Raw genomic sequence first — 18,782 nt, 5'->3', positions numbered from 1 at the left:
TCGTCACCCTCGTCGCCCGCGATCACGGCCCGCAGTGCGCGGCGTTTGCCCGGCGTCATTCCGCCCGGACCGCTGCCGGCCGCTGTGATCCGGCATTGCGTGGCGCCGGGGCGAGAGCTGTTGCGCCGCCGCCGTTGAGCAGTTGATCGAGGGCGACCGCGAGGCCGCCCGCCTGCTCCGTGTGATGCTGGACAAGCATGGTGGTCAAGTGTTTGGTCAATTCGCCGTATGCGATGCGTTCCTCCGACGCCAGTCCGGGCTTGACGGTTTCACGCTGCATGTTGACCATGCACTCCCGCAGGGATTGCGCGCTGGTGCCGGCTCGGCCGAGTTCCTGTTGCCGCTGTCGTAGCATCGCGGAGGATTCCCGACGGCGTTGGTCCAGTAGCGCCAGGGTGATCTCCTTGCTGTCGGCGACCTGGGTCCTCTCCAGATTGATTCGCCGCATCTCGGTGGCCAGGGCGTACGATTCGGCGACAATCCTGGCGGCGGCGCCGAGCGGGTTCAGTGAATCGGCGATGCGCGACACGGCCTCGCCGAAGACGAGATGACCGTCAGATACCCTGACCAGTCCATTCGGCATATATGAGCCGCTTTCCTTGTAGGTGTTTCTGGTGAGAGGGTGCGGACGGACTTCTGATCGACCGCAGGTGTTCGCTACCTGGTCGGTGGCTGCGGACCGCCGCGGGCCAGGAACCGCACGTTCTCCAGCCGCAACCCATCCGCTCCGGACCAGATTTCGTACCCGCAGCCGTGTCAGGGCTGCCACGATCTTCGGGTCCTGCGGCTGGCTCGCCGGTTTCATGTCGACCACCCGCACCGTCCCCGAACGCATGGCCGGTAAAAAATCCGGAACGTGATGCCGTACCCGGCCCTCAATCCCTCGCGTCACTTCACGTACCGATCTGCACAGTAAGGAGTCCTGGAATGTGCCTTCTTGAAAGTCCGAAAGAGATCGAGAATGACGGCCACGGGCTGTGGCGATTGCGCATCGAGCGCTGGATTTGCGCACCGACTCGCGGATCGTGGAGGCGGAGCGCAGACGGTCGGCGAACCGGAGCGAGGCCGGGGGGCAGCGCGTGGCCGTCGCGCCGGCGCAGCCGACCGTGGGCATCCCGGTACGGACACCCGTCAGACGGATACAGGTCCGCGAACTCCTCGTCCTCGAACAGCGCATCCAGCCAGTCGCGCACCGGCATCGCGGGCGTGCCCGGCGAGCATCTGGGCACCGGTGACCTCGGCGATTCCGGGCATCGAGAGATGGATCTCAGATTTGTTTTCGGCTGAGGTCGAAGGGTGATGCGTCGTTCCTTCGGCAGACCTAGCTTCGGTGAAGTCAACCGACAGGTTCTCTTCGAGGAGAGTTTGACCATGACCGAAAACCACGGCAGGAGCCGTCGTACATGGGTGCGCGGCATGGTGGCGGTCGCCACCGGTTTTTCCGCCGCCCTCACCATGGCCTCCACCGCCGGTGCGGCGACGCACAGCGCCGGGACCGCGGCGAAGGTGGCGGCCAGCTGCCCGTACGAATACTTCTGTGCCTACCCCGGACGGGGTTTCACCGGGACGCCGATCCTCATGTACCGCTGCGTCGAGCGAGAAATCCCGTGGACGTCTGTCGGCTCGTGGATCAACAACCAGACCCCTGGAACCAGCGCGCAGTTCAGGAGTTCCGACCACGTGACGCGCTGGCGGGACAGCGGCGCCTACTCCTCGGACTCCGACGCCGACTGGAGCTGGGTCTATTGGGTGAAGCCCTGCTGAGGCGCGACTGAGCCGGCGGCAACAGGGGAGCCGCCGACGGTCGAATGCTCCACGGCTCTGCTGGGAGCAGCCCGGCCGCCCGTCAGCGCGAAGACTCGCGCTGACGGGCGGCCACACGGGCGAGACGAAAGGCCGTACGAGAAACGGAACGGCAGTGGCAGAAGCTCTTGATCGCCATAGGGTTCATGGTGTCCACCGCTACGCTGCCCCGGATGCACCACGCGCTCGCTGACAAGGAGTCCCGCGCGCGGCTGCCGCAGTCCGACCTCAGTGAAGCGCGTCGAGGATCATGTCGATGGCCTGAAGCGGGCTGGGCAGAGTGAGTTTCCAGCGTTGGACCGAGCCATCGGTACTGCCGGCGGCGAGTGTGCGCTGGTCAGGGCTGAGAGCCAGCGTGGACACCGCTTGGCGGCTCCCGCTCAGGGTGGCGCGGACGGTACGTGTGGCCAGGTCCCACAGTCGTACGGTTCCGTCGGCGTGTCCGGCCAGGAGGGTGCGGCCGTCGGGGCTGAACGCCACCGAGCCGGCCAGGTCGGTGAGGACGACATGTCTCATGCCGGTGGTGATGTCCCACACCTGTAGTCGGCCGTCGGCGCCGGCGGAGGCGAGTGTGTGTCCGTCAGGGCTGAGAGCGAGTGCTTCCACGACGTCTGTCTGTGTGGCGAGGACAGGCCGGCTTCGGCCTGTGGCCACGTCCCAGAGGCGCATGCGCGAGCCTGTGCCGCCGGTGACGAGAACGCGCCCGTCGGGACTCAGCGCCGTCGCCAGCACGGTGTCGGACGGGGGACGCCGGCGCACGACCGTACGGAGCGCGCTGGTGCGCGCGTCCCAGATGCGCACGGAGCGGCCGTCGTCGCTGATCAAGGCGGCCATTGTCTGACCGTCCCGACGGTGGATCAGTGACGATACGGTGCCTGAACCGGTGGAGCGGGCGCCGCGCGGCTGTTTGCCCGCCGCGTCCCAGGAGCGCACCGTTCCCTGCCCGTCGCCGGTCTCCAGTGTGCGTCCGTCATCGGTGAAGGCCATGCTCGACAAGGTGCCGGAGGCGGCCCGCCTGCTGTCGGGCGTCTGCTGGGCGAGACTCCACAGCCGCACTGTGCGGTCACGGCTTCCGGTGGCCAGCGTGCTGCCGTCCGGACTGAAAGCCACCGACAGCACGCTGTCGAGGTGGCCGGTGAAGACGGCCTGGCTCTGGCCGGTGGCCGTGTCCCACAGCCACGCCCTGCGGTCGTCGCTGCCCGCGGCCACCAGGCGCCCGTCCGGGCTGAACGCCACCGCCCGCACCGGTCCGGCGTACCCGGTGAACCGGGTGCGCAGAGCGCCTGTCGACACGTCCGACAACTGCACCGAGCCCTCGCCGCTGCCTGCGGCCAGGAGGCGATTGCCGGGGCTGAAGGCCATCGACGACACGGGGCCGACCGCCTGGTACCGGAGCGCACGGGTGGTGCTGTGGACGAGGTCGCGTACCCGGATCGTCCCGGCCGAGTCGCAGACGGCCAGCAGGTGACCGTCCGCGCTGAAGGCGAGCGATGCCACACCCCGCGCGGAAACGGAGATGGTGGTGTGCGGGGTGCCGGTCGCCGTACTCCACAGCTGCACGTGTCCGTCGGAACTGCCGGCAGCCACCCACTGGCCGTCCGAGCTGAATGCCACCGGCCCCGCGTCCCGCGCGCCACGGTGAAGGGGAGTTGCCTTTCGGGGCGCCGCGACAGTCTCCAGTCGCAGCGTTCCGTGGGCTTCGCCGACGGCCAGGAGGTTGCCGTCCGCGCGGTAGGCCAGGCCCGCGACTGCGCCTGCCACCGGGGGCGGGGTCGTGCGCGGCCTGCCGGTCGCCGTGTTCCACTGCTGTACGCGGCCGTCGGAGCCGCCCGCAGCTATCGAGCGCCCGTCGGAGCTGAACGCCACCGCGCTGACGGGGGCTTCGGGACCCGTCAGTCGGTGTCGAAGGGGGAGGGCTGCGGCGGAGTAGAGGCTGGAGACGGCCTCCGCTGTGGGGCGGATGCGGTAGGCACGCACGGCCAGGAGCATCGCGCGGTCGGGGTCGTCGTGCAGGAGAGCGGCCGACTGCGCGGCCAGCTGACGGGACACGGCGGTCTGCTGTGCCGCTGCGGCTTGTTCTCGTCGGCGTTCACTGGCTCGGTACTGTTTCCAGGCGGTAAGGCTCGCGGTCAGGGCGACTGCGAGCAGGATGGACAGGACGGCGGTGGAACGGCGCAGACGACGCGCCGTACGTGCGGCGGCGAGGCGTTCATGGTCGCGAGCGGTCGTGCTGTTGGACAGGAAGTCCCGTTCCAGACTGTTCAGATCGTCGGCTCCGCCGGGAGAGGCGAAGGCTTCCTCGGCAGCCGCGAGGCGGGCGCCGCGGTACAGGGCCCCCTGGTCGCGGCCCAGGGCGTCCCACGCACGGGCGGCTTCCCCCAGCTGACGCTGGAGACGGATGCGTTCCCGGGCCTCGCCGACCCATTCCCGCAGCCTGGGCCAGGCGGCGATGAGGGCCTCGTGCGCCAGGTCGACGGTGCTCCCGTCGATCGTGACCAGCCGTGCCTCGGCCAAGCGCTCAAGCACCTGCGCGGCAACGGGAGAGCTTCGGGTGTCCAGTTCCTCATGGTCCGCCGGGCGCCTTGTGTCCTGCGTGCCTTCGCCGGGGGCGATCAGACGCAGCAGGATGCGCCGGACGTGCCCGGCTTCGGGTGCGGGCAGCCGCGTGTAGAGGTCTTCCGCCGTTCTGGCGATGGCGCCTTCGACGCCGCCCGCCGCCTGGTAGGCGGCGAGGGTCAGGGCGCGGCCTCTGCGGCGTCGCCATGTTTCCAGCAGAGCGTGGGACATCAACGGCAGACCGCCCGGTCTTTCGTCGACGTCCTCGATGATCCTCGCGGTGAGTGCTCGCTCGACGATCAGTCCCTCGGCGGTCGCCGGTCCGATGATGGCGTCGCGCAGTTCGGCGGGGCCCATCGGTCCGACGAGCAGGGTGCCGTCGCGCAGCGCCGCGGCGAGTCGATGGTGGTCCGCGCAGCGGCCGAAGAAGTCCGCGCGCACCGCGATCACCACCCGCAGCCCGTTCATCGGCTCCGCGGCCGTCAGCAGCCGGTCGAGGAAGGCCGAGCGCTCGGCGCGATCGGAGCACAGGGTGAAGAGTTCCTCGAACTGGTCGAGGACGACGACGGCGTCGCCGCGCCCCGACGCGGGAGCGAGCGCGGCGGCATGGGCCGAGAACGGCTGGGCCCCGGGGGTGAGGATGCGGATACCCGCCGGACGGCGGTCGAGGGCCCCTTCCCGCTGGAGGGCGGGTACGAGTCCCGCGCGCAGCAACGAGGACTTGCCGCTTCCGGAAGCGCCGACGACGGCGACCAGTCGACGCGTCCGTACCCGCTCGACGAGCTGGGCCACCAGTTCGTCCCGCCCGAAGTACACACCCACGTCCGCGGCTTCGAAACGGGCCAGCCCGCGGTACGGTGCCCGCGAGTCGTCCTCGGACCTCCGCTCGGCAGCCGTCTCCTCCGCCACTTCCTCGGCTGCCTCGCGCCAGCTCCGCTCCCACTCGGCGGCGTCCGCTCCGCAGGCTCGCGCGTAGGCCAACGTCACGTCGAGGGACGGCAGTTGCTCCCCGGCCGCCGCCCGCGACAACGTCGCCACGGAGTAACCCGCGTGCTGCGCCATGGTTCGGTACGTCAGCCCGCCCGCTTCCTGGCGCAGTGCGCGCAGCGCGACAGCGAAACGCTGCACGGGACCGGCTTCCGGATTCAGTGCTCCCTCTCGACGCCCCATGTCCCTCTCCCCCCGTCGGTGTGTTCGATGCACGCGACCTTGGCACCACCACGCGCCAACCGCACCTATGACCACCGCGTTTCGGCCGAGGACCGGCTACGGCCGGCCGGCCGGAGAGTTGTTTCATGTGGCGCCCGGGGCGTGCGCAACAAGGGGCGGGCAGGGAAGGTGATGCCCCGTCGACGCCCGCGGGCCCTGCGGTCGCGGACATCGTTCTGCTGTGCTGGAGGTCTCTTGTCAGGCTCGGAGCAGTCACGCCACCATGCGGCGCTCATGCCCTTCGTCCAGGTCTGCCACTTGGCCGGCATGGGTGGTGGAGCCGCCTGGATGCCATGCGCCACGTCAGACCGGCGAGGTCCGATGGACCCCTGGGCGGCTCGCGCCCCACATCGCGGGTGTCGCCGCGGGAACGGTGCTGGGCGGCCCGGCGATGGTCAGGGGGAGGCGGCGCTATGACGTTGCGCATCGAGTTCGGCCCACGGGACTTGGGCCGGCTGGCGATCGGCCGCCCGGCGCACCTGCCCGTCGCTGAGGCCGTGATGGGTCTACAGGTTCTGCGGCGCAGGGATTCGGCTCTGCGCTTCCGGGCCTGGCAGAAGGCCGTTCACGCTCGTGGCATCAGGCCTGGGGTGGTGCTGAAGACCCTGGTGCCCACCTGCGGCTGCGCGCCCGACTTCCTCACGCCAGGTGATCGCGCCTGGCCGGAAGCGGGAGTGTTCGACGTCATCAGGGCCACGCCCCGCGCCCGCATCCGCCAGGAACTCGCTCGGCTGTCCCACCATCACCCCCTGCCCGTCTGGGCCGGCCGACTGGCCGAGGCGGGAGACCCGTGTCTCGGCCTTCTCGTCGACGATCTCGAAGCCTTCTACGACGCCGCCGTACGCCCGTTCGCTCCCGCGATCCGGGCCGTCCTCGACGCCGATCGTGCCGCGCGCGCCGAAACACTCGCCTCACGAGGGGTGGACGCGCTCCTGCACACGCTGCACCCGTCCGTCACCTGGGAACCGCCATTCCTCACCCTGCCGTACCGCCACGATTCCACGTTGCGCCTACAGGGGCGCGGTCTGGTCATCACCGGGCACTTCTTCTGCTGGCCGAGCCCACGGGTGCAGTTGAACGACACCGACACTCCGGTCCTCGTCCATCCCGCTTCCTGGGATGCGGCCCGGCAGTCGGCACCGGGCGCGGACAGCCCCGGCACTCGCATGGACGAGGCCCTGGCAGCGGCCCTCGGACGCACTCGGGCCCGCGTCCTGTGGGCCCTCGCGCGGGCGCCGCACAGCAGCACGGCCGAACTCGCCCGGCAGTTGGGCATCTCCATGGCTTCGGCGTCGGAACACGCGACTGTGCTGCGGCAGGCCGGACTTGCCGACAGCCGCCGCCAACAACGCACCGTACGCCACTCCTTGACCCCTCTGGGCAACGACCTCCTCAACCGTCCGGGGGCGCTCATCACGCGGTTCCCCGCGCACTCGGTCGTCGCTGAGCGCCTGCATCGCGGGTGACGGCGGCTATCCGCTTGAGTAACCACGGCGGTTGGAGTCGGGCTTTCACGATGGCCGCGTTCCTCGGGGCCGAAGAGCGCTCCGCGGTGCACCTGCGCCCCGAGAACGCGCACACGGCGCTGTCGCCGGAACGTAGCCCCGCCGGCCCGGAGAGCGACGCGGCGGGCCCCCTGGGCGGCCAGATGGTCGAGCACGCCGCGGGTCGCGGCCATGTGGTCGTCGTCCACCCATACTTCACCCGGCCTCGGGTCGACGGGGCGGCCGTCGAAGGCGAGCGGGATCCCGTGGGCCCGGAGAACCTCCGCGACGGGGTCGCCGGCGGGGCTGTCCATCAGGACGACGCCGGCGACGCGCAGCGCCGTCCACAGATTCTGCCGGACGGCGCAGGGGAGCGTGATGAGCGCGTAGCCGTGGCGGTGGGCGGCGGCGGTGGCCGCGGTGATCGACCGGGAGAAGAAGGGGACCTCGGCGAAGTTCCAGTCCGTGTACCCGTACGTCGTGACGGCGAGCCCGAGCGCACGCGGAACCGCTGAACCACCGTCGCAGCCCAGGACCGAGGCCAGCGCGCGGACGCGATCACGGGTGTGCGCGGTCATACGAGAGAGCGCGCGAGACCGTGGCCGTCGAGACCTCGGCCGCCCTGGCCACGTCGCAGAGGGTTACCCGGGACATGGGCACAGGCTGCGAATTCCGTCGTTGGATCACGCTGGCAGTCAACGGATCAACCAAGCAAGGCGCTCACGGGGCACATGAGCCCCCTCCTTCACAACCTCTCGGGAGATCCGGTGCCTGCTGGCAGTACCCCTTGGATGCGAACCCTGCGCGCTTCACGCGACATGTCCCGGCGCACGGTCATGCGCGGCGCGCTCGCCACGGCCGGGATAGCCGCCCTCGACGTCCCGCTGGGCCAGTCCGCGTCGGCCGCCGGCCGCGCTGCGGATCCCTCTCCCGCGGCCATGGGGCGCTCCACCCCGCATGACGCGCGTGTGGTCGTCGTCGGCGCCCGCCAGGGCGTCCACGTCCAGGTCTTCGAAGCGCGCGACGACCGCGTCGGCGGTCGCTGCTGGACCGCGAGGGGGTTCGCGGGAGGCCAGCTCGCCGAGCACGGGGGCGAGCGGATCGACACCCGGCACACGCACCTCCACAAGCGGCTACGTCGCGGACCGCGCCGCCCGCGACTTCGACCAGCTCTCCGTACGCGACTGGCTCCAGGTCAACGTGCCCGGGGGGATGAGTTCGCTGCTCGCTTCCCGTCTCGCGTGCGGCGTCGGCACCTTCTACGGCAGCGGCGCGGCCGATCTGAGCGCGATCAACCTCATCGAGCAGTTCCTCGGCCCTGCGGGCGCGGACGAGAAGTACCACGTCGAGGGAGGCAACGACCTGATCCCCCGCGGACTGGCCGCCCGCCTGCCCAAACCCGCCCTGCACTTCGGCGCGCCGCTGCTCGCCGTACGCCGCACCGGCGACACCTCCCGGCTGCGCTTCGCGGGCGAACGCACCGGCACGCACAGCCAGGGGTACCTCAACGGCGCTGTGGAAAGCGGCGAACGTGTCGCCCGCGAGGTGCTCACGGCACTCGGGCGAGCCTGAGCACACCGAGGCCCGTGCCGGCCGTGTGTCTCTCGGCGCGCGCCGTCTTCGGCGGAACGAGAACGCACCGAAGGCGAAAGGCGACCGGAGACGGTCCGTACGGCCCATCGGCGACTGGGCAGCGGGGGCACGGGCGTCGCCCATCTGGCGCGCTCGGCCTCCGGACGGCAGGCCGCGGCCAAGGTCGTGCACGCCCGGTACGTTCCGGGCGCGCTTCCGGTGGTGGACGCCGAGCAGCCGTGGCTGGCGACGCTGTACGTGCCCGGTCCCACGTCGGGCGGAGCGCTGGACGGCCGGGCGCTGCGCACGCTGGGTCTGGGGCTCGCCGAGGCGTTGAGCGGCATCCAGCAGCCGGGCCTTTAGACCATGTACGAGCCACCACGCCCGGACGGAGTCCTCGAACCGCTGCGAAGCATCGCCGCCGCCTGTCCCGAGAGCCGGCAGCGGAGTCAGCTCGCGCTTGCGCGCCGCCCACGTGCTCTCCCGACGCCCGAAGCACGTCTCTTTTCAGCCATGCCACGTCCTGCACGGAAAGGTACTTCCCTACAGGGTCATGCACCTGACATTTTGCATCCACCACTCGTTTCGTACGACCCGGCCGGTGCCTCCGCACGGCCGGGCCGTCTCCGGAGGACGCATTGACACCCCACATATCCAGCCGCGCCAGACGCACCTTGGCGCTGGCGGCCACGCTCGGCGTCGCCCTCACGTTCGGCGCCACGAGCGCCCTCGCGGGCACGCTCCCCGTGGTGCCCTCCACCACGCCGGCCGCCAAGGCCCTCGCTCCGGCCGCCGTACAGGCTTCCCAGAGCGCGGCCTGGGTGGCCGGCACGCGTGCCTACCTCGTGATCACCGCCCCCGGCGACAGTTCGGCGGTGCGCTCCGCGATCGAGGCCAATGGCGGCACCGTCTTCTCGAACTTCGACGCCATCGGCGTGATCGTCGCCCACTCGGCGTCCAGCGGATTCGCCGCCACCATGCGCGGCGTCGCCGGCGTGCAGCAGGTCGGTGCCACGCGCACCTCGGACGTCCCCGCCGACGCCTACAACCCGGCGCTCCCCGCCAATCCGCCCCAGGCGTCCACCCCGGCCGGAGAACCGGTCCGGGCCGACATGAGCCAGATCAAGGCCGACCAGGCGTGGGCCGTGAACCCGGGCTCCGCCTCGGTCAAGGTCGGCATCCTGGACACCGGTGTGGACGACCAGCACCAGGACCTGGCGCCCAACTTCGACGCGGCCGACTCGGTCTCCTGCGCCTACGGCAAGCCCGACACCCGTACCGGCGCCTGGCGGGACGTCGACACGCACGGCACTCACGTGGCGGGCACCGTCGCCGCGGCCAAGAACGGCAAGGGCGTCGTCGGCGTGGCACCCGGGGTGAAGATCGCCGCGGTCCGGGTCGCCGAGCCGGGCAACTCCTTCTTCTTCGCCGAGAACACCATCTGCGGCTTCGTCTGGGCCGGTGACCACGGCTTCAAGGTCACCAACAACAGCTATTACACCGACCCGTGGCAGTTCAACTGCCCGGACAACATCGACCAGGCCGCCATCATCGAGGGCGTCGAGCGCGCCCAGGAGTACGCCGAGAGCAAGGGCTCCCTCCAGATCGCCGCAGCGGGCAACGAGAACTACGACCTCGCCCACAAGACGACCGACTCCGCGAGCCCGAACGACTCCACGCCGGTCACCCGCACCATCACCAATGCCTGCCTCGACATCCCGACCGAGCTGCCGGGCGTGGTCACGGTCGCGGCCAACGGCACCGGCGTCACCAAGGCATCGTTCTCCAACTTCGGGCAGGGCGTCATCGACGTCGCGGCGCCGGGCAGCAACGTGTACTCCACCGTCCCCGGCGGTGGCTACGGCAGCAAGAGCGGTACGTCGATGGCCACTCCGCACGTGGTCGGCGTGGCCGCACTCATCGCCAGCGCCGACCCGGGCATCACCCCGGCGCAGATCCGCGCCAAGCTGGCCGCCCAGGCCAACGACATCGCCTGCCCCTCGGACAGCCGCTGCACGGGCACGACGGCCAACAACGCGTTCTTCGGTGAGGGACAGGTCGACGCCCTCAAGGCCGTCGGAGCCACCCCGCCGCCCGGCACGTACTTCGAGAACCTCGCGGACTTCGCCATCAACGACAACGCGACCGTGGAGAGCCCGATCGCCGTCACCGGCGTGACCGGCAACGCCCCGGCCGCCCTCAAGGTGGGTGTGGACATCAAGCACACCTACATCGGTGACCTGAAGGTCGACCTGGTGGCGCCGGACGGCACCGTCTACACGCTGCACAACCGCGCCGGCGGCAGCGCCGACAACATCGCCCAGACCTACACCGTGGACGCCTCCTCGGAGGCCGCGAACGGCACCTGGAAGCTGCGCGTCAACGACAACGCCGCCTCCGACACAGGCAAGATCGACGCCTGGAACCTCACCTTCTAGCGCGGGACCCGGCAGGGCGACAAGAGCCCCGGCGGCGGTGTACGCCGCGGTCGGGGCCGCCATGCCGTGCGGCCGGTCACCTGTAGATCCTGCCGGGCTCGGCCTCGGCCGGAGCGAGCAGCTGGGAGACGGTCACGAAGGTGTAGCCCTGCCCGCTGAGCTCCTTCAGGACGGAAGGCATGGCCGGCACGGTGCCCTTGTGCAGCGGGTGGAGCAGGACGATCCCGTCGCGGGCGGCGCCGTCGAGCACGCGCTCGGTGATCAGCGCAGTGTCGTCCGTCGCGTAGTCCTTCGCGGTCACCGTCCACAGCACCTGTGCCATCCCCAGTTCTTTCGCGACCCGGGAGACGCGGTCGTCGGTGCGGCCCTGGGGCGGGCGCATCAGTGTCGGCTCGCTGCCGGTGATGCCGGTGATGGCCCGAGCCGTGCGGCGCAGCTCGTCGCGGATCTGCGCGTCGGAGACATCGGTCAGCACCGCGTGCGTCCAGGTGTGGTCCCCGATCTCGTGGCCGTCCTCGGCGATCCGCCGCACCACGGCCGGGAACTGGTGGATACCCCGGCCCTCCAGGAAGAACGTCGACGGCGCCTGGTACTTCTTCAGGAGGTCCAGCAGCCGGTCGGTGGGTTCGCCCGGGTTGCCGTCGAAGGTGAGCGTGATGCACTTGGCCTTCCGGCAGTCCGCCTGTCCCGGCGGTACACCTGCTCCGGACGCGGCCCGATCACGCTCCTCGCGCGGGGAGAGCGTCTCCATCTTGTTCGCCTGGATGACCAGGACGACAGTCACCGCCACGGCCGCCACAGCCAGGGCCAGAAGTATGAGCAGGCGAGGCCGCCTTTTCAGGATCTTCACCTCAGGGAGAAGAGCTCGGCACCGGCAGGGTTGCCCAGCGGCCTCGATAGTGAGGCAGAACACGTGTGCGGCGCTTTCGAACCAGCTGCGGCGCGACCTCGGCGGCTTACGGAGGGCGTGCGGAGGACCGGTTTTTCGACGCCACGCCACTCCCTTGGCGTCGACCGCAAGGCCAACTACTCATCGTGCATCTAATGTGACCGTCGGTGATCATTGTGTGACTCGGCCAGTGGCTCCCACTGCGACCGGCCCCCTCAGCTCCACAGATCGAGGTACGACATGCATCCGTCCGACCTGAGTCGGCGTTCCGTCCTCGCCGGGACCGCGGCCGGCGCCGCGCTCATCGGCCTCCCGGCCCTCCAGGGGCGCTCCCTGGCGGCGGACTCCAGGGCCGGCGCCGCGCCCCCCACCCAGCCCTACCACTGGGACAACGCGGTCATCGGCGGCACCGGATTCGTCACCGGTGTGATCTTCCACCCCGCCGTACGGGGACTCGCCTACGCCCGTACCGACATGGGCGGCGCCTACCGCTGGGACGACGACGCGACCCGCTGGATCCCGCTGCTGGACTGGATCAGCCAGGCCGACCAGAACCTCCTCGGCGTCGAATCCCTGGCCATCGACCCCGCTCGGGCGGACAGCATCTACCTGGCCGTCGGCACCTACTCCCAGCCGTGGGCGGGCAACGGCGCGTTCCTGCGCTCCGACGACCGCGGGACCACCTGGACCCGCACCGACCTCACCGTGAAGCTCGGCTCCAACGAGGACGGCCGGGGCGCGGGCGAGCGCCTCCTCGTGGACCCGCGCGACAGCGACACCCTGTGGCTGGGCACCCGGCACGACGGCCTGCTCAAGTCGACGGACCGGGGCGCGACCTGGGCCGCCGCGAAGGGCTTCCCGCCCAAACCCAGCGCCACCGGACAGGGCGTCACCGTCCTCGTCGCCGCCGAGCGCGACCTCTACGCCGGCTGGGGCGACGGCGACGGCACCTCGGCCGCGATCACCCTGTACCGCACCAGCGACGGCGGCACCACCTGGGTACCCGTCCCCGGGCAGCCGGCCGGCCCGGAGGCCAAGATGCCGATGCGGGCCGCGTACGACAGCCGCGCCAAGGAGCTGTACGTGACGTACGCCAACGCCCCGGGCCCCAACGGCCAGTCCGACGGAAGCGTGCGCAAACTGGCCGTCACCTCCGGCACGTGGACCGACGTCACGCCGGTGAAGCCCCAGGGTTCCGACAGCTTCGGGTACGGCGGGGCCGCCGTCGATCCCCAGAACACCGGCACCGTCGTCGTCACCACCAACAACCGCTGGTCGTCGGGCGACACCCTGTTCCGCACCACCGACGGGGGCCGGACCTGGACCTCGCTCGCGGACGGGGCCCGGCTGGACGTGTCGCAGACCCCGTTCCTCAAGTGGGGCAAGGACGCGCCGACGTTCGGCTGGTGGATCCAGATGGCCGCCATCGACCCGTACGACTCCCAGCACATCGTCTACGGCACCGGCGCCACCCTCTACGGGACCCGCGACCTGAAGAACTGGGCCCCGCAGATCCGCGGCCTGGAAGAGACCTCGGTGCTCTTCCTGATCTCTCCTCCCGCCGGCCAGGCACACGTGCTCAGCGGTTCACGGGACATCGGGACCCTGTACCACGACCAGCTGACGGCCTCACCGTCCGGCGGCCTGGCGACCAACCCGGTCTTCGTCACCGCGACGGGCCTCGCGCAGGCCGCCGACCAGCCGTCCTACGTGGTGCGTACGGGGTTGGGGAACAGCGGCAACGGCGCCTACTCGAACGACGGCGGGCAGACCTGGAGCCCCTTCGCGTCCCAGCCGGCCGCCGCGAAGGACGCGTCGGGACCGATCGCCGTCACCGCCGACGGCAACGTGCTGGTGTGGTCCTTCGTGACCGGGGACGGTACGAAGCAGCCGACGCGGCGTTCCACGGACAACGGCGCCACGTGGCCGGAGGTCTCCTCCTTCCCCAGCGGCGCCACCCCGGTGGCTGACCCGGCCGACCCGGCGGTCCTCTACGCCTTCGACACCGGCACGGGGACGCTGTTCGCCAGCACCGACAGGGGCGTGACGTTCAGGGCCCGGGCCACCGGACTCCCCTCCGGCGACGCCGGGTTCAAACTGGTCGCGGCGCCCGGACGCTCCGGCGACCTGTGGCTCAGCGCCAAGACCAACGGGCTGTACCGGTCCACCGACGGCGGCAGAACCTTCGCGAAGGTCGCGAGCTGCGAGGCCTCGTACACACTCGGCTTCGGCGCGGCGGCCGACGGCGCCTCCTACCTCTCGGTCTACCAGGTCGCCACCGTCGCGGGCGTCACCGGCGTCTACCGCTCCGACGACGCCGCGAGAACCTGGCGGCGCATCAACGACGACCAGCACCAGTGGGGCTGGCTCGGCGAGGCCATCACCGGAGACCCCCGCGACCCCGGCAAGGTGTACCTGGCCACCAACGGCCGGGGCATCCAGGTCGGCCGGCCCGCCTAGGGAGGGCGTGCCGGGCCGGAGGGACTCGGCGCCGTAGCCGCCGGCAGGCGAGCACTCGCCCGTCGGGTGCCCCTGCCGGTCGGCCGTCCGGCCGGGAGGCGCGAAGCGGATGCGTACGGAGCCGAGTCGGCGGGCCGGCGGATCCGGGCCGCTCGCCCCGCCCTGTGCCGCGCTCGCGGGCGGATGCGGCGACGACGCGGCCCGTTCCCCCGCCGGCGCCGAGCCCTCAGCCGTTCTCTTCGCCCTGGGCGACCTCGACCTCGTGGTGGAAGGCCACCACTCCGGTGGTCACGGTCGCGGCGGGGAGGATCGCGCAGACCGTGAGGAGCAGGGCGATCCATCGTGTGGACGGCGAGCGGCCGTCGCGGGGGGTGAGGAGCGCGGCGACCCGCTGGGGAACGGGGCCCGTGGTGGCCCCGGGGGCGAAGTCCGGGCGGGTGGAGCGCCGCGTGTCTCCGGCGAGGGCGGCGCGGGCGATGGCCCGGGCGAGCAGGCGGCGGTCGCCGACGGTGGCGGCGGCACTCTCGTCGGCGGCGCGTTCCGCGGCGAGCCGGATGGCCGCACGTGTCGCGCGCAGTGCGGGGTGGCAGTGTGCGGCGAGTTCGGCGGCTGCCAGGAAGTAGTGGTGGCCGCCCGCGTTGTGGGCCCGCTCGTGAGCGAAGAGGGCCTCCCGTTCGGCGGGGCCGAGGCTGCGCAGCATCGCGGTGGTGACGACGATCCGGTGGGGTCTGCCGGGCAGGGCGTACGCGTCCGGGTGCGGTGAGTGGACGACGCACAGGTCACCGGCGGCGGGACGGCGGTCGGCCTCCGCGCGGGCGGCGCGCAGGGCCCGGACCTGCCGCAGGGCTGAGCGGGCGAGAGTCCCGGCGCCGACGGTGAGCGCGCCGGTGGCGAGCGCGGCGGCCGGGAGGACGAGCAGGTTCGAGGGAGTACGCAGGGGGTGGACGAGGTCGCCGAGCGCCGCGAAGAGGGAGAGCTTGAGCAGTCCGATCAGCACGAGGGCGCCGAGGGCGGCCACGCACGCACCGGCGCACACCAGAGCACAGGCGGTCAGCGCGCGCAGAGCGGTGACCGGGTCGAGGCGTGCGAGGGCGCGACGGGCCAGCACCGGCAGGGCGAAGGGCAGCAGGAGCGGCATCAGCAGGAGGGCGATCACTGCTCGTCGGCCTCCAGCAGTTGGCGCAGCAACTCCCCGTCGTCCGGGCTGAGCTGGGCGACGAAGCGGGCGAGGACCGTCTCGCGGTCGGCGTCCCGGTCGAGTTCGGTATGCATACGCCGGGCGGTCAGCCCGGGGGAGTCCTGCACCGGGACGTAGGCGTAGCCGCGCCCCTGCCGGCGGCGGTCGACGACGCCCTTGTCGTGCAGGCGGGACAGGATCGTTGTCACCGTCGTCCGGGCGAGGCCGGAGGCGAGTTCGACCTGTACCTGTGTCGGGGTGAGCGGCGCGTCGGCAGCCCACAGTGCGGCCATGACGGCCGCTTCGAGTTCGCCGGCGGGCCGGCGTTCGTCCTTCGGGTCGGTCATGGGAACGATCCTCACCCCGCTGTCGTCTACAGTTCAGTAGACCGTCTACAGGATTGTAGTCATTGGTCGGGCGCTGGTGCGCCACACCCACTCTGCCGGACCGAAGGGGTCGCGACGATGTCCACGCTCACTGTCAACGTGCTCGATGCCCATTCTCTGCTGGCCGCCTTCGGCGTGCTGGGTGGTAGGCCGAGCGGCCCGGGTGGACCGACTTCGCCTCCAGCAGGGCGCCGACCTCCTGGAGCGGTGCCTGATGCCGGGCGTAGCGGTGGCCGTTGACCGTCACGGAGCCGCTCGTCGGGGCGTCCAGTCCGACGATCATCCGCATGGTCGTGGACTTCCCCGCGCCGTTGGCGCCCAGGAAGCCGGTCACCGTCCCCGGCTCGACGGCGAAGTCCAGCCCGTCGACGGCCGTCTTCTCGCCGTATTTCTTGGTCAGTTGCTGTGCGTCGATCATGCGCGCCTCTTCCTGTCGGACACCGGCCACGCTAGGACCCGGAACACCCCGGTCCGGTCGTACCGCGGACCGATCCCCGCCCGTCAGGTAGTACCCCGGTACCACCTGACACCGCTGCCGCGCGCACGCCGTTCAGGGGTGCCGGAGGTGACCGTCCGCTTCTGGATCGTCGAGGTGCTGACCACCGGCATGGGGGAGACGGCGTCGGACCTCCTGGCCCGCACGCTCGGCCCGCACCCGCCGCCGCGAGACGTTCTACCGGGCCGCGATCGTCGGATTCGTCGGCTGCCTCGCCGTGTCACAGCGCGACAAGCGCGGTCTCGCCGCGGCCCGAAGGCCGGAACGCGTCATGCGGGTCAGTGATCAGCCGCCGGTGACGGCCAGCAGGAATCCGGAGACGATCAGGCCGGTCTCGACCACGAGGACGAAGACGTGGGCGGGCAGCCGGTCGACGATCTTCTTTCCGGCCCAAGCGCCGGCGGTGCCTGCTGGGGCCAGGGCCAGACCGATGGGCGCGTTGGAAGCGGTCAGCACCGCGGCGGCGCCGAAGACGACCAGCTTGGTCAGGTGCATCACCACCGCCGAAGCGGCCTCGGTGCCGATGCAGGCGCCTCGCAGCAGGCCGCGGGCGAGGAAGAACGGGGCGACCATCGGGCCGACCGAGCCGACCGAGCCGACCGAGCCGACCGAGCCGACCAGCGCCGAGCCGAACCCGGACGCGGCCCCGACGGCGGCGAACGCGGTGTCGTCCAGGCGGGCGGCGTGCGGCTTCCAGCGCCGCCAGGCGACCATGGCCAGCAAGAAGACGCCGACGAGGCGGGTGAGGGCGGGCAGCGGGGCGGTGGCGAACAACAACGCTCCCACGACGGCGGCCGGGACGGCGCCGATCGCGAAGACGCCGACCAGGCGCCGGTCGACCTCGCGGCGGTTGAACCACACCCGGCTGCCGTTGCCGGCCAACTGCGCGACGGTCAGCACGGCGACGGCGTCCCGGGTGCCGAGGACCGCGACGAACACCGGCAGCAGAAGCACTCCGCCGCCGAACCCGGCCACCGCCGACAGGGTCGCGGTGGCGAACGTGGCCGCGACGATGCCGATGACCTGAAGTGCTTCTCCCACGAGGGGTGATTGTTCCGCCTGGGCGGATCCTCCGGGCAGGCGGGTCGGCTGGCGAGCCGGTAGGAGTTGGTGCCGGTCTCGATGATGTTCCCGCCGGAGGCGAGACGGTCGACGAAGCCTCCCTTCCGGAGCCGGATTGACCCTCGACCTTGTGCAGGGCCCAGAGTGCCGGGTGTGGAGAACGACATGCGCAGCATCGGCGAGATGGCCCGCGACAGCGGCCTGGGCGTGAGCGCCCTGCGGTTCTACGACCGTGCCGGTGTACTGGTCCCGGCCTGGGTGGATCCGGTGAGCGGATACCGCTGGTACGAACCCGAGCAGCTCGAAGAGGCCCGGGTGCTGGCCCGCCTGCGCCGGGCCGGGATGCCGCTGGCGGACATCCGGCTGGTGCTGGCCGGCTGGTCCGGCGCGGACACCGGCCTGGTCCGCAAGCTGCTCAAGGCACACCTGCGCCGTATCGAACAAGGGGTGTCCGATGCCCGCAGCGAGTTCTCCGCGCTCCAAGCACTGCTCGATCACAGGGAGAACGTCATGACTTCGCTCAGCATCGCCACCGTCCGGCTGTCCATCGCCGCGCCCGAGCTGGCAGCCGCGCTGGACACGGTCCGTTTCGCGGCGAGCACCGACCCGGAGCTGCCCATGCTCGGCGGGGTCCTGTTCGACATCGAGGGGGAGAGCCTCCATGCCGTGGCCACCGACCGGTACCGAATGGCTGTCGCGCGGGCCGGCGTCGCCGGACACGACGGGAGCCGGGTGCAGGTCATCGTGCCCGCCCCGCTCGTCGACGCGATGCGGGCGCTGTCGGACGGCGAGGGACCCGTACGGCTCTGCGTCGACGGTGGCCGTGTGACTCTGGAGGCCGGGGACCGGCAGGCGGCCGGTCAGTGCCTCGACCACGACTTCCCCGACTACCGTCGTCTCCTGCCGGCGGCCGGCGGACGCCGCGCCCTTGTCGAGGTGGCGGCCTTCCGGAAGGCCCTGGAGACCGGTCCTGTCCGTGCCGCCGAGGCGGGAGCGCCCGAGCTCAGCGTGCTCAGGGTGGAGGACGGCGGCATGGTGACCCTCTGCGCGGACGGCGACGACGACCCGAACCGCGTCGCGGTCAACCGTGAGTTCCTGCTGGACGCGCTGGCCGCCGGAGCCCGGGACCGACTGCTTCTGGAGCTCGGGGCCCCCACAGCGCCGATCGCGATCCGCCGGCCCGACGACGAGGGCGCCTTCTCGATCCTGATGCCGGTCCGCATGGAGGACTGACGTAGGTTCGCCCTCCC

Annotated in this window: 16 protein-coding genes and 1 pseudogene; 8 read left to right on the top strand and 9 right to left on the bottom strand. The window is 71.3% G+C overall.

Annotated elements, in window-relative coordinates; genetic code table 11:
• Nucleotides 1-55 precede the first annotated feature (55 nt).
• Entirely contained in the window at nucleotides 56-583 is a 528-nt protein-coding gene (locus tag ACQCO7_RS00955; protein WP_464069927.1) for a hypothetical protein, read from the bottom strand.
• A 788-nt stretch (nucleotides 584-1,371) separates the two neighbouring features.
• On the opposite strand from ACQCO7_RS00955, the gene ACQCO7_RS00950 reads away from it, so the two are divergent.
• Nucleotides 1,372-1,764 (top strand): peptidase inhibitor family I36 protein, encoded by a 393-nt coding sequence (locus tag ACQCO7_RS00950; RefSeq protein ID WP_464069926.1) that lies wholly within the window; start codon nucleotides 1,372-1,374, stop codon nucleotides 1,762-1,764.
• A gap of 267 nt (nucleotides 1,765-2,031) precedes the next feature.
• Here the strand turns inward: ACQCO7_RS00950 and ACQCO7_RS00945 are convergent, their stop codons facing one another.
• The gene (locus tag ACQCO7_RS00945) at nucleotides 2,032-5,487 is read right to left on the bottom strand and encodes an nSTAND1 domain-containing NTPase (protein WP_464069925.1); all 3,456 of its coding nucleotides are present in this window, start codon (nucleotides 5,485-5,487) and stop codon (nucleotides 2,032-2,034) included.
• Nucleotides 5,488-5,981: 494 nt separating this feature from the next.
• Here ACQCO7_RS00945 and ACQCO7_RS00940 point away from each other — a divergent pair, with 494 nt between their 5' ends.
• Together ACQCO7_RS00940 and ACQCO7_RS00935 are read left to right on the top strand one after the other, a co-directional pair.
• A complete protein-coding gene (locus ACQCO7_RS00940; protein ID WP_464069924.1) occupies nucleotides 5,982-7,034 on the top strand; it encodes an ArsR/SmtB family transcription factor in 1,053 nt (350 codons plus the stop codon).
• Between the two features lie 50 nt (nucleotides 7,035-7,084).
• Complete coding sequence (locus ACQCO7_RS00935) at nucleotides 7,085-7,567, top strand: hypothetical protein (protein WP_464069923.1); 483 nt, start codon at nucleotides 7,085-7,087, stop codon at nucleotides 7,565-7,567.
• A 43-nt stretch (nucleotides 7,568-7,610) separates the two neighbouring features.
• Here the strand turns inward: ACQCO7_RS00935 and ACQCO7_RS00930 are convergent, their stop codons facing one another.
• Together ACQCO7_RS00930 and ACQCO7_RS00925 are read right to left on the bottom strand one after the other, a co-directional pair.
• Complete coding sequence (locus tag ACQCO7_RS00930) at nucleotides 7,611-7,706, bottom strand: LacI family DNA-binding transcriptional regulator (protein ID WP_464069922.1); 96 nt, start codon at nucleotides 7,704-7,706, stop codon at nucleotides 7,611-7,613.
• A gap of 155 nt (nucleotides 7,707-7,861) precedes the next feature.
• A complete protein-coding gene (locus ACQCO7_RS00925) occupies nucleotides 7,862-8,167 on the bottom strand; it encodes a hypothetical protein (protein WP_464069921.1) in 306 nt (101 codons plus the stop codon).
• A gap of 97 nt (nucleotides 8,168-8,264) precedes the next feature.
• On the opposite strand from ACQCO7_RS00925, the gene ACQCO7_RS00920 reads away from it, so the two are divergent.
• From ACQCO7_RS00920 to ACQCO7_RS00910, 3 genes are all read left to right on the top strand, one after another.
• Nucleotides 8,265-8,624 carry an FAD-dependent oxidoreductase gene (locus ACQCO7_RS00920; protein ID WP_464069920.1) on the top strand — a complete coding sequence of 120 codons (360 nt, stop codon included), beginning with the start codon at nucleotides 8,265-8,267 and terminating at the stop codon, nucleotides 8,622-8,624.
• A gap of 186 nt (nucleotides 8,625-8,810) precedes the next feature.
• Nucleotides 8,811-8,987, top strand: a complete 177-nt coding sequence (locus ACQCO7_RS00915) for a hypothetical protein (protein ID WP_464069919.1) — start codon at nucleotides 8,811-8,813, stop codon at nucleotides 8,985-8,987.
• A 275-nt stretch (nucleotides 8,988-9,262) separates the two neighbouring features.
• Nucleotides 9,263-11,062 carry a S8 family peptidase gene (locus ACQCO7_RS00910; protein ID WP_464069918.1) on the top strand — a complete coding sequence of 600 codons (1,800 nt, stop codon included), beginning with the start codon at nucleotides 9,263-9,265 and terminating at the stop codon, nucleotides 11,060-11,062.
• Nucleotides 11,063-11,138: 76 nt separating this feature from the next.
• On the opposite strand, the gene ACQCO7_RS00905 is transcribed toward ACQCO7_RS00910, so the two are convergent.
• Complete coding sequence (locus ACQCO7_RS00905) at nucleotides 11,139-11,912, bottom strand: polysaccharide deacetylase family protein (protein WP_464069917.1); 774 nt, start codon at nucleotides 11,910-11,912, stop codon at nucleotides 11,139-11,141.
• A 279-nt stretch (nucleotides 11,913-12,191) separates the two neighbouring features.
• Between ACQCO7_RS00905 and ACQCO7_RS00900 the strand changes: the two genes are divergently transcribed.
• Nucleotides 12,192-14,411 (top strand): WD40/YVTN/BNR-like repeat-containing protein, encoded by a 2,220-nt coding sequence (locus ACQCO7_RS00900; RefSeq protein WP_464069916.1) that lies wholly within the window; start codon nucleotides 12,192-12,194, stop codon nucleotides 14,409-14,411.
• A gap of 226 nt (nucleotides 14,412-14,637) precedes the next feature.
• Here ACQCO7_RS00900 and ACQCO7_RS00895 read toward each other — a convergent pair whose 3' ends face one another.
• From ACQCO7_RS00895 to ACQCO7_RS00880, 4 genes and pseudogenes are all read right to left on the bottom strand, one after another.
• Nucleotides 14,638-15,567, bottom strand: a complete 930-nt coding sequence (locus ACQCO7_RS00895) for a M56 family metallopeptidase (protein WP_464069915.1) — start codon at nucleotides 15,565-15,567, stop codon at nucleotides 14,638-14,640.
• Nucleotides 15,564-15,935, bottom strand: a complete 372-nt coding sequence (locus ACQCO7_RS00890; protein WP_464069914.1) for a BlaI/MecI/CopY family transcriptional regulator — start codon at nucleotides 15,933-15,935, stop codon at nucleotides 15,564-15,566. The genes ACQCO7_RS00895 and ACQCO7_RS00890 overlap by 4 nt, the downstream gene beginning before the upstream one ends.
• A gap of 181 nt (nucleotides 15,936-16,116) precedes the next feature.
• A pseudogene (locus tag ACQCO7_RS00885) lies at nucleotides 16,117-16,392 on the bottom strand (ATP-binding cassette domain-containing protein); the annotation flags it as partial.
• A gap of 363 nt (nucleotides 16,393-16,755) precedes the next feature.
• Nucleotides 16,756-17,511 carry a sulfite exporter TauE/SafE family protein gene (locus ACQCO7_RS00880; protein ID WP_464069913.1) on the bottom strand — a complete coding sequence of 252 codons (756 nt, stop codon included), beginning with the start codon at nucleotides 17,509-17,511 and terminating at the stop codon, nucleotides 16,756-16,758.
• A gap of 186 nt (nucleotides 17,512-17,697) precedes the next feature.
• On the opposite strand from ACQCO7_RS00880, the gene ACQCO7_RS00875 reads away from it, so the two are divergent.
• Nucleotides 17,698-18,765 carry a DNA polymerase III subunit beta family protein gene (locus tag ACQCO7_RS00875; protein ID WP_464069912.1) on the top strand — a complete coding sequence of 356 codons (1,068 nt, stop codon included), beginning with the start codon at nucleotides 17,698-17,700 and terminating at the stop codon, nucleotides 18,763-18,765.
• The last annotated feature ends 17 nt before the right edge of the window (nucleotides 18,766-18,782 follow it).

It is taken from the genome of Streptomyces saintjeani, from assembly GCF_055409605.1.
Note: the sequence above shows the minus strand (reverse complement) of the source record. Positions and strands in the feature narration are given on the sequence as shown.

Bases quoted from the DNA above. Each gene is read 5' to 3' on its own strand.
- ACQCO7_RS00955 (WP_464069927.1), bottom strand. From the start codon at position 583: ATGCCGAATGGACTGGTCAGGGTATCTGACGGTCATCTCGTCTTCGGC.
- ACQCO7_RS00950 (WP_464069926.1), top strand. From the start codon at position 1,372: ATGACCGAAAACCACGGCAGGAGCCGTCGTACATGGGTGCGCGGCATG.
- ACQCO7_RS00940 (WP_464069924.1), top strand. From the start codon at position 5,982: ATGACGTTGCGCATCGAGTTCGGCCCACGGGACTTGGGCCGGCTGGCG.
- ACQCO7_RS00935 (WP_464069923.1), top strand. From the start codon at position 7,085: ATGGCCGCGTTCCTCGGGGCCGAAGAGCGCTCCGCGGTGCACCTGCGC.
- ACQCO7_RS00930 (WP_464069922.1), bottom strand. From the start codon at position 7,706: ATGTCCCGGGTAACCCTCTGCGACGTGGCCAGGGCGGCCGAGGTCTCG.
- ACQCO7_RS00920 (WP_464069920.1), top strand. From the start codon at position 8,265: ATGAGTTCGCTGCTCGCTTCCCGTCTCGCGTGCGGCGTCGGCACCTTC.
- ACQCO7_RS00900 (WP_464069916.1), top strand. From the start codon at position 12,192: ATGCATCCGTCCGACCTGAGTCGGCGTTCCGTCCTCGCCGGGACCGCG.
- ACQCO7_RS00890 (WP_464069914.1), bottom strand. From the start codon at position 15,935: ATGACCGACCCGAAGGACGAACGCCGGCCCGCCGGCGAACTCGAAGCG.
- ACQCO7_RS00875 (WP_464069912.1), top strand. From the start codon at position 17,698: ATGCGCAGCATCGGCGAGATGGCCCGCGACAGCGGCCTGGGCGTGAGC.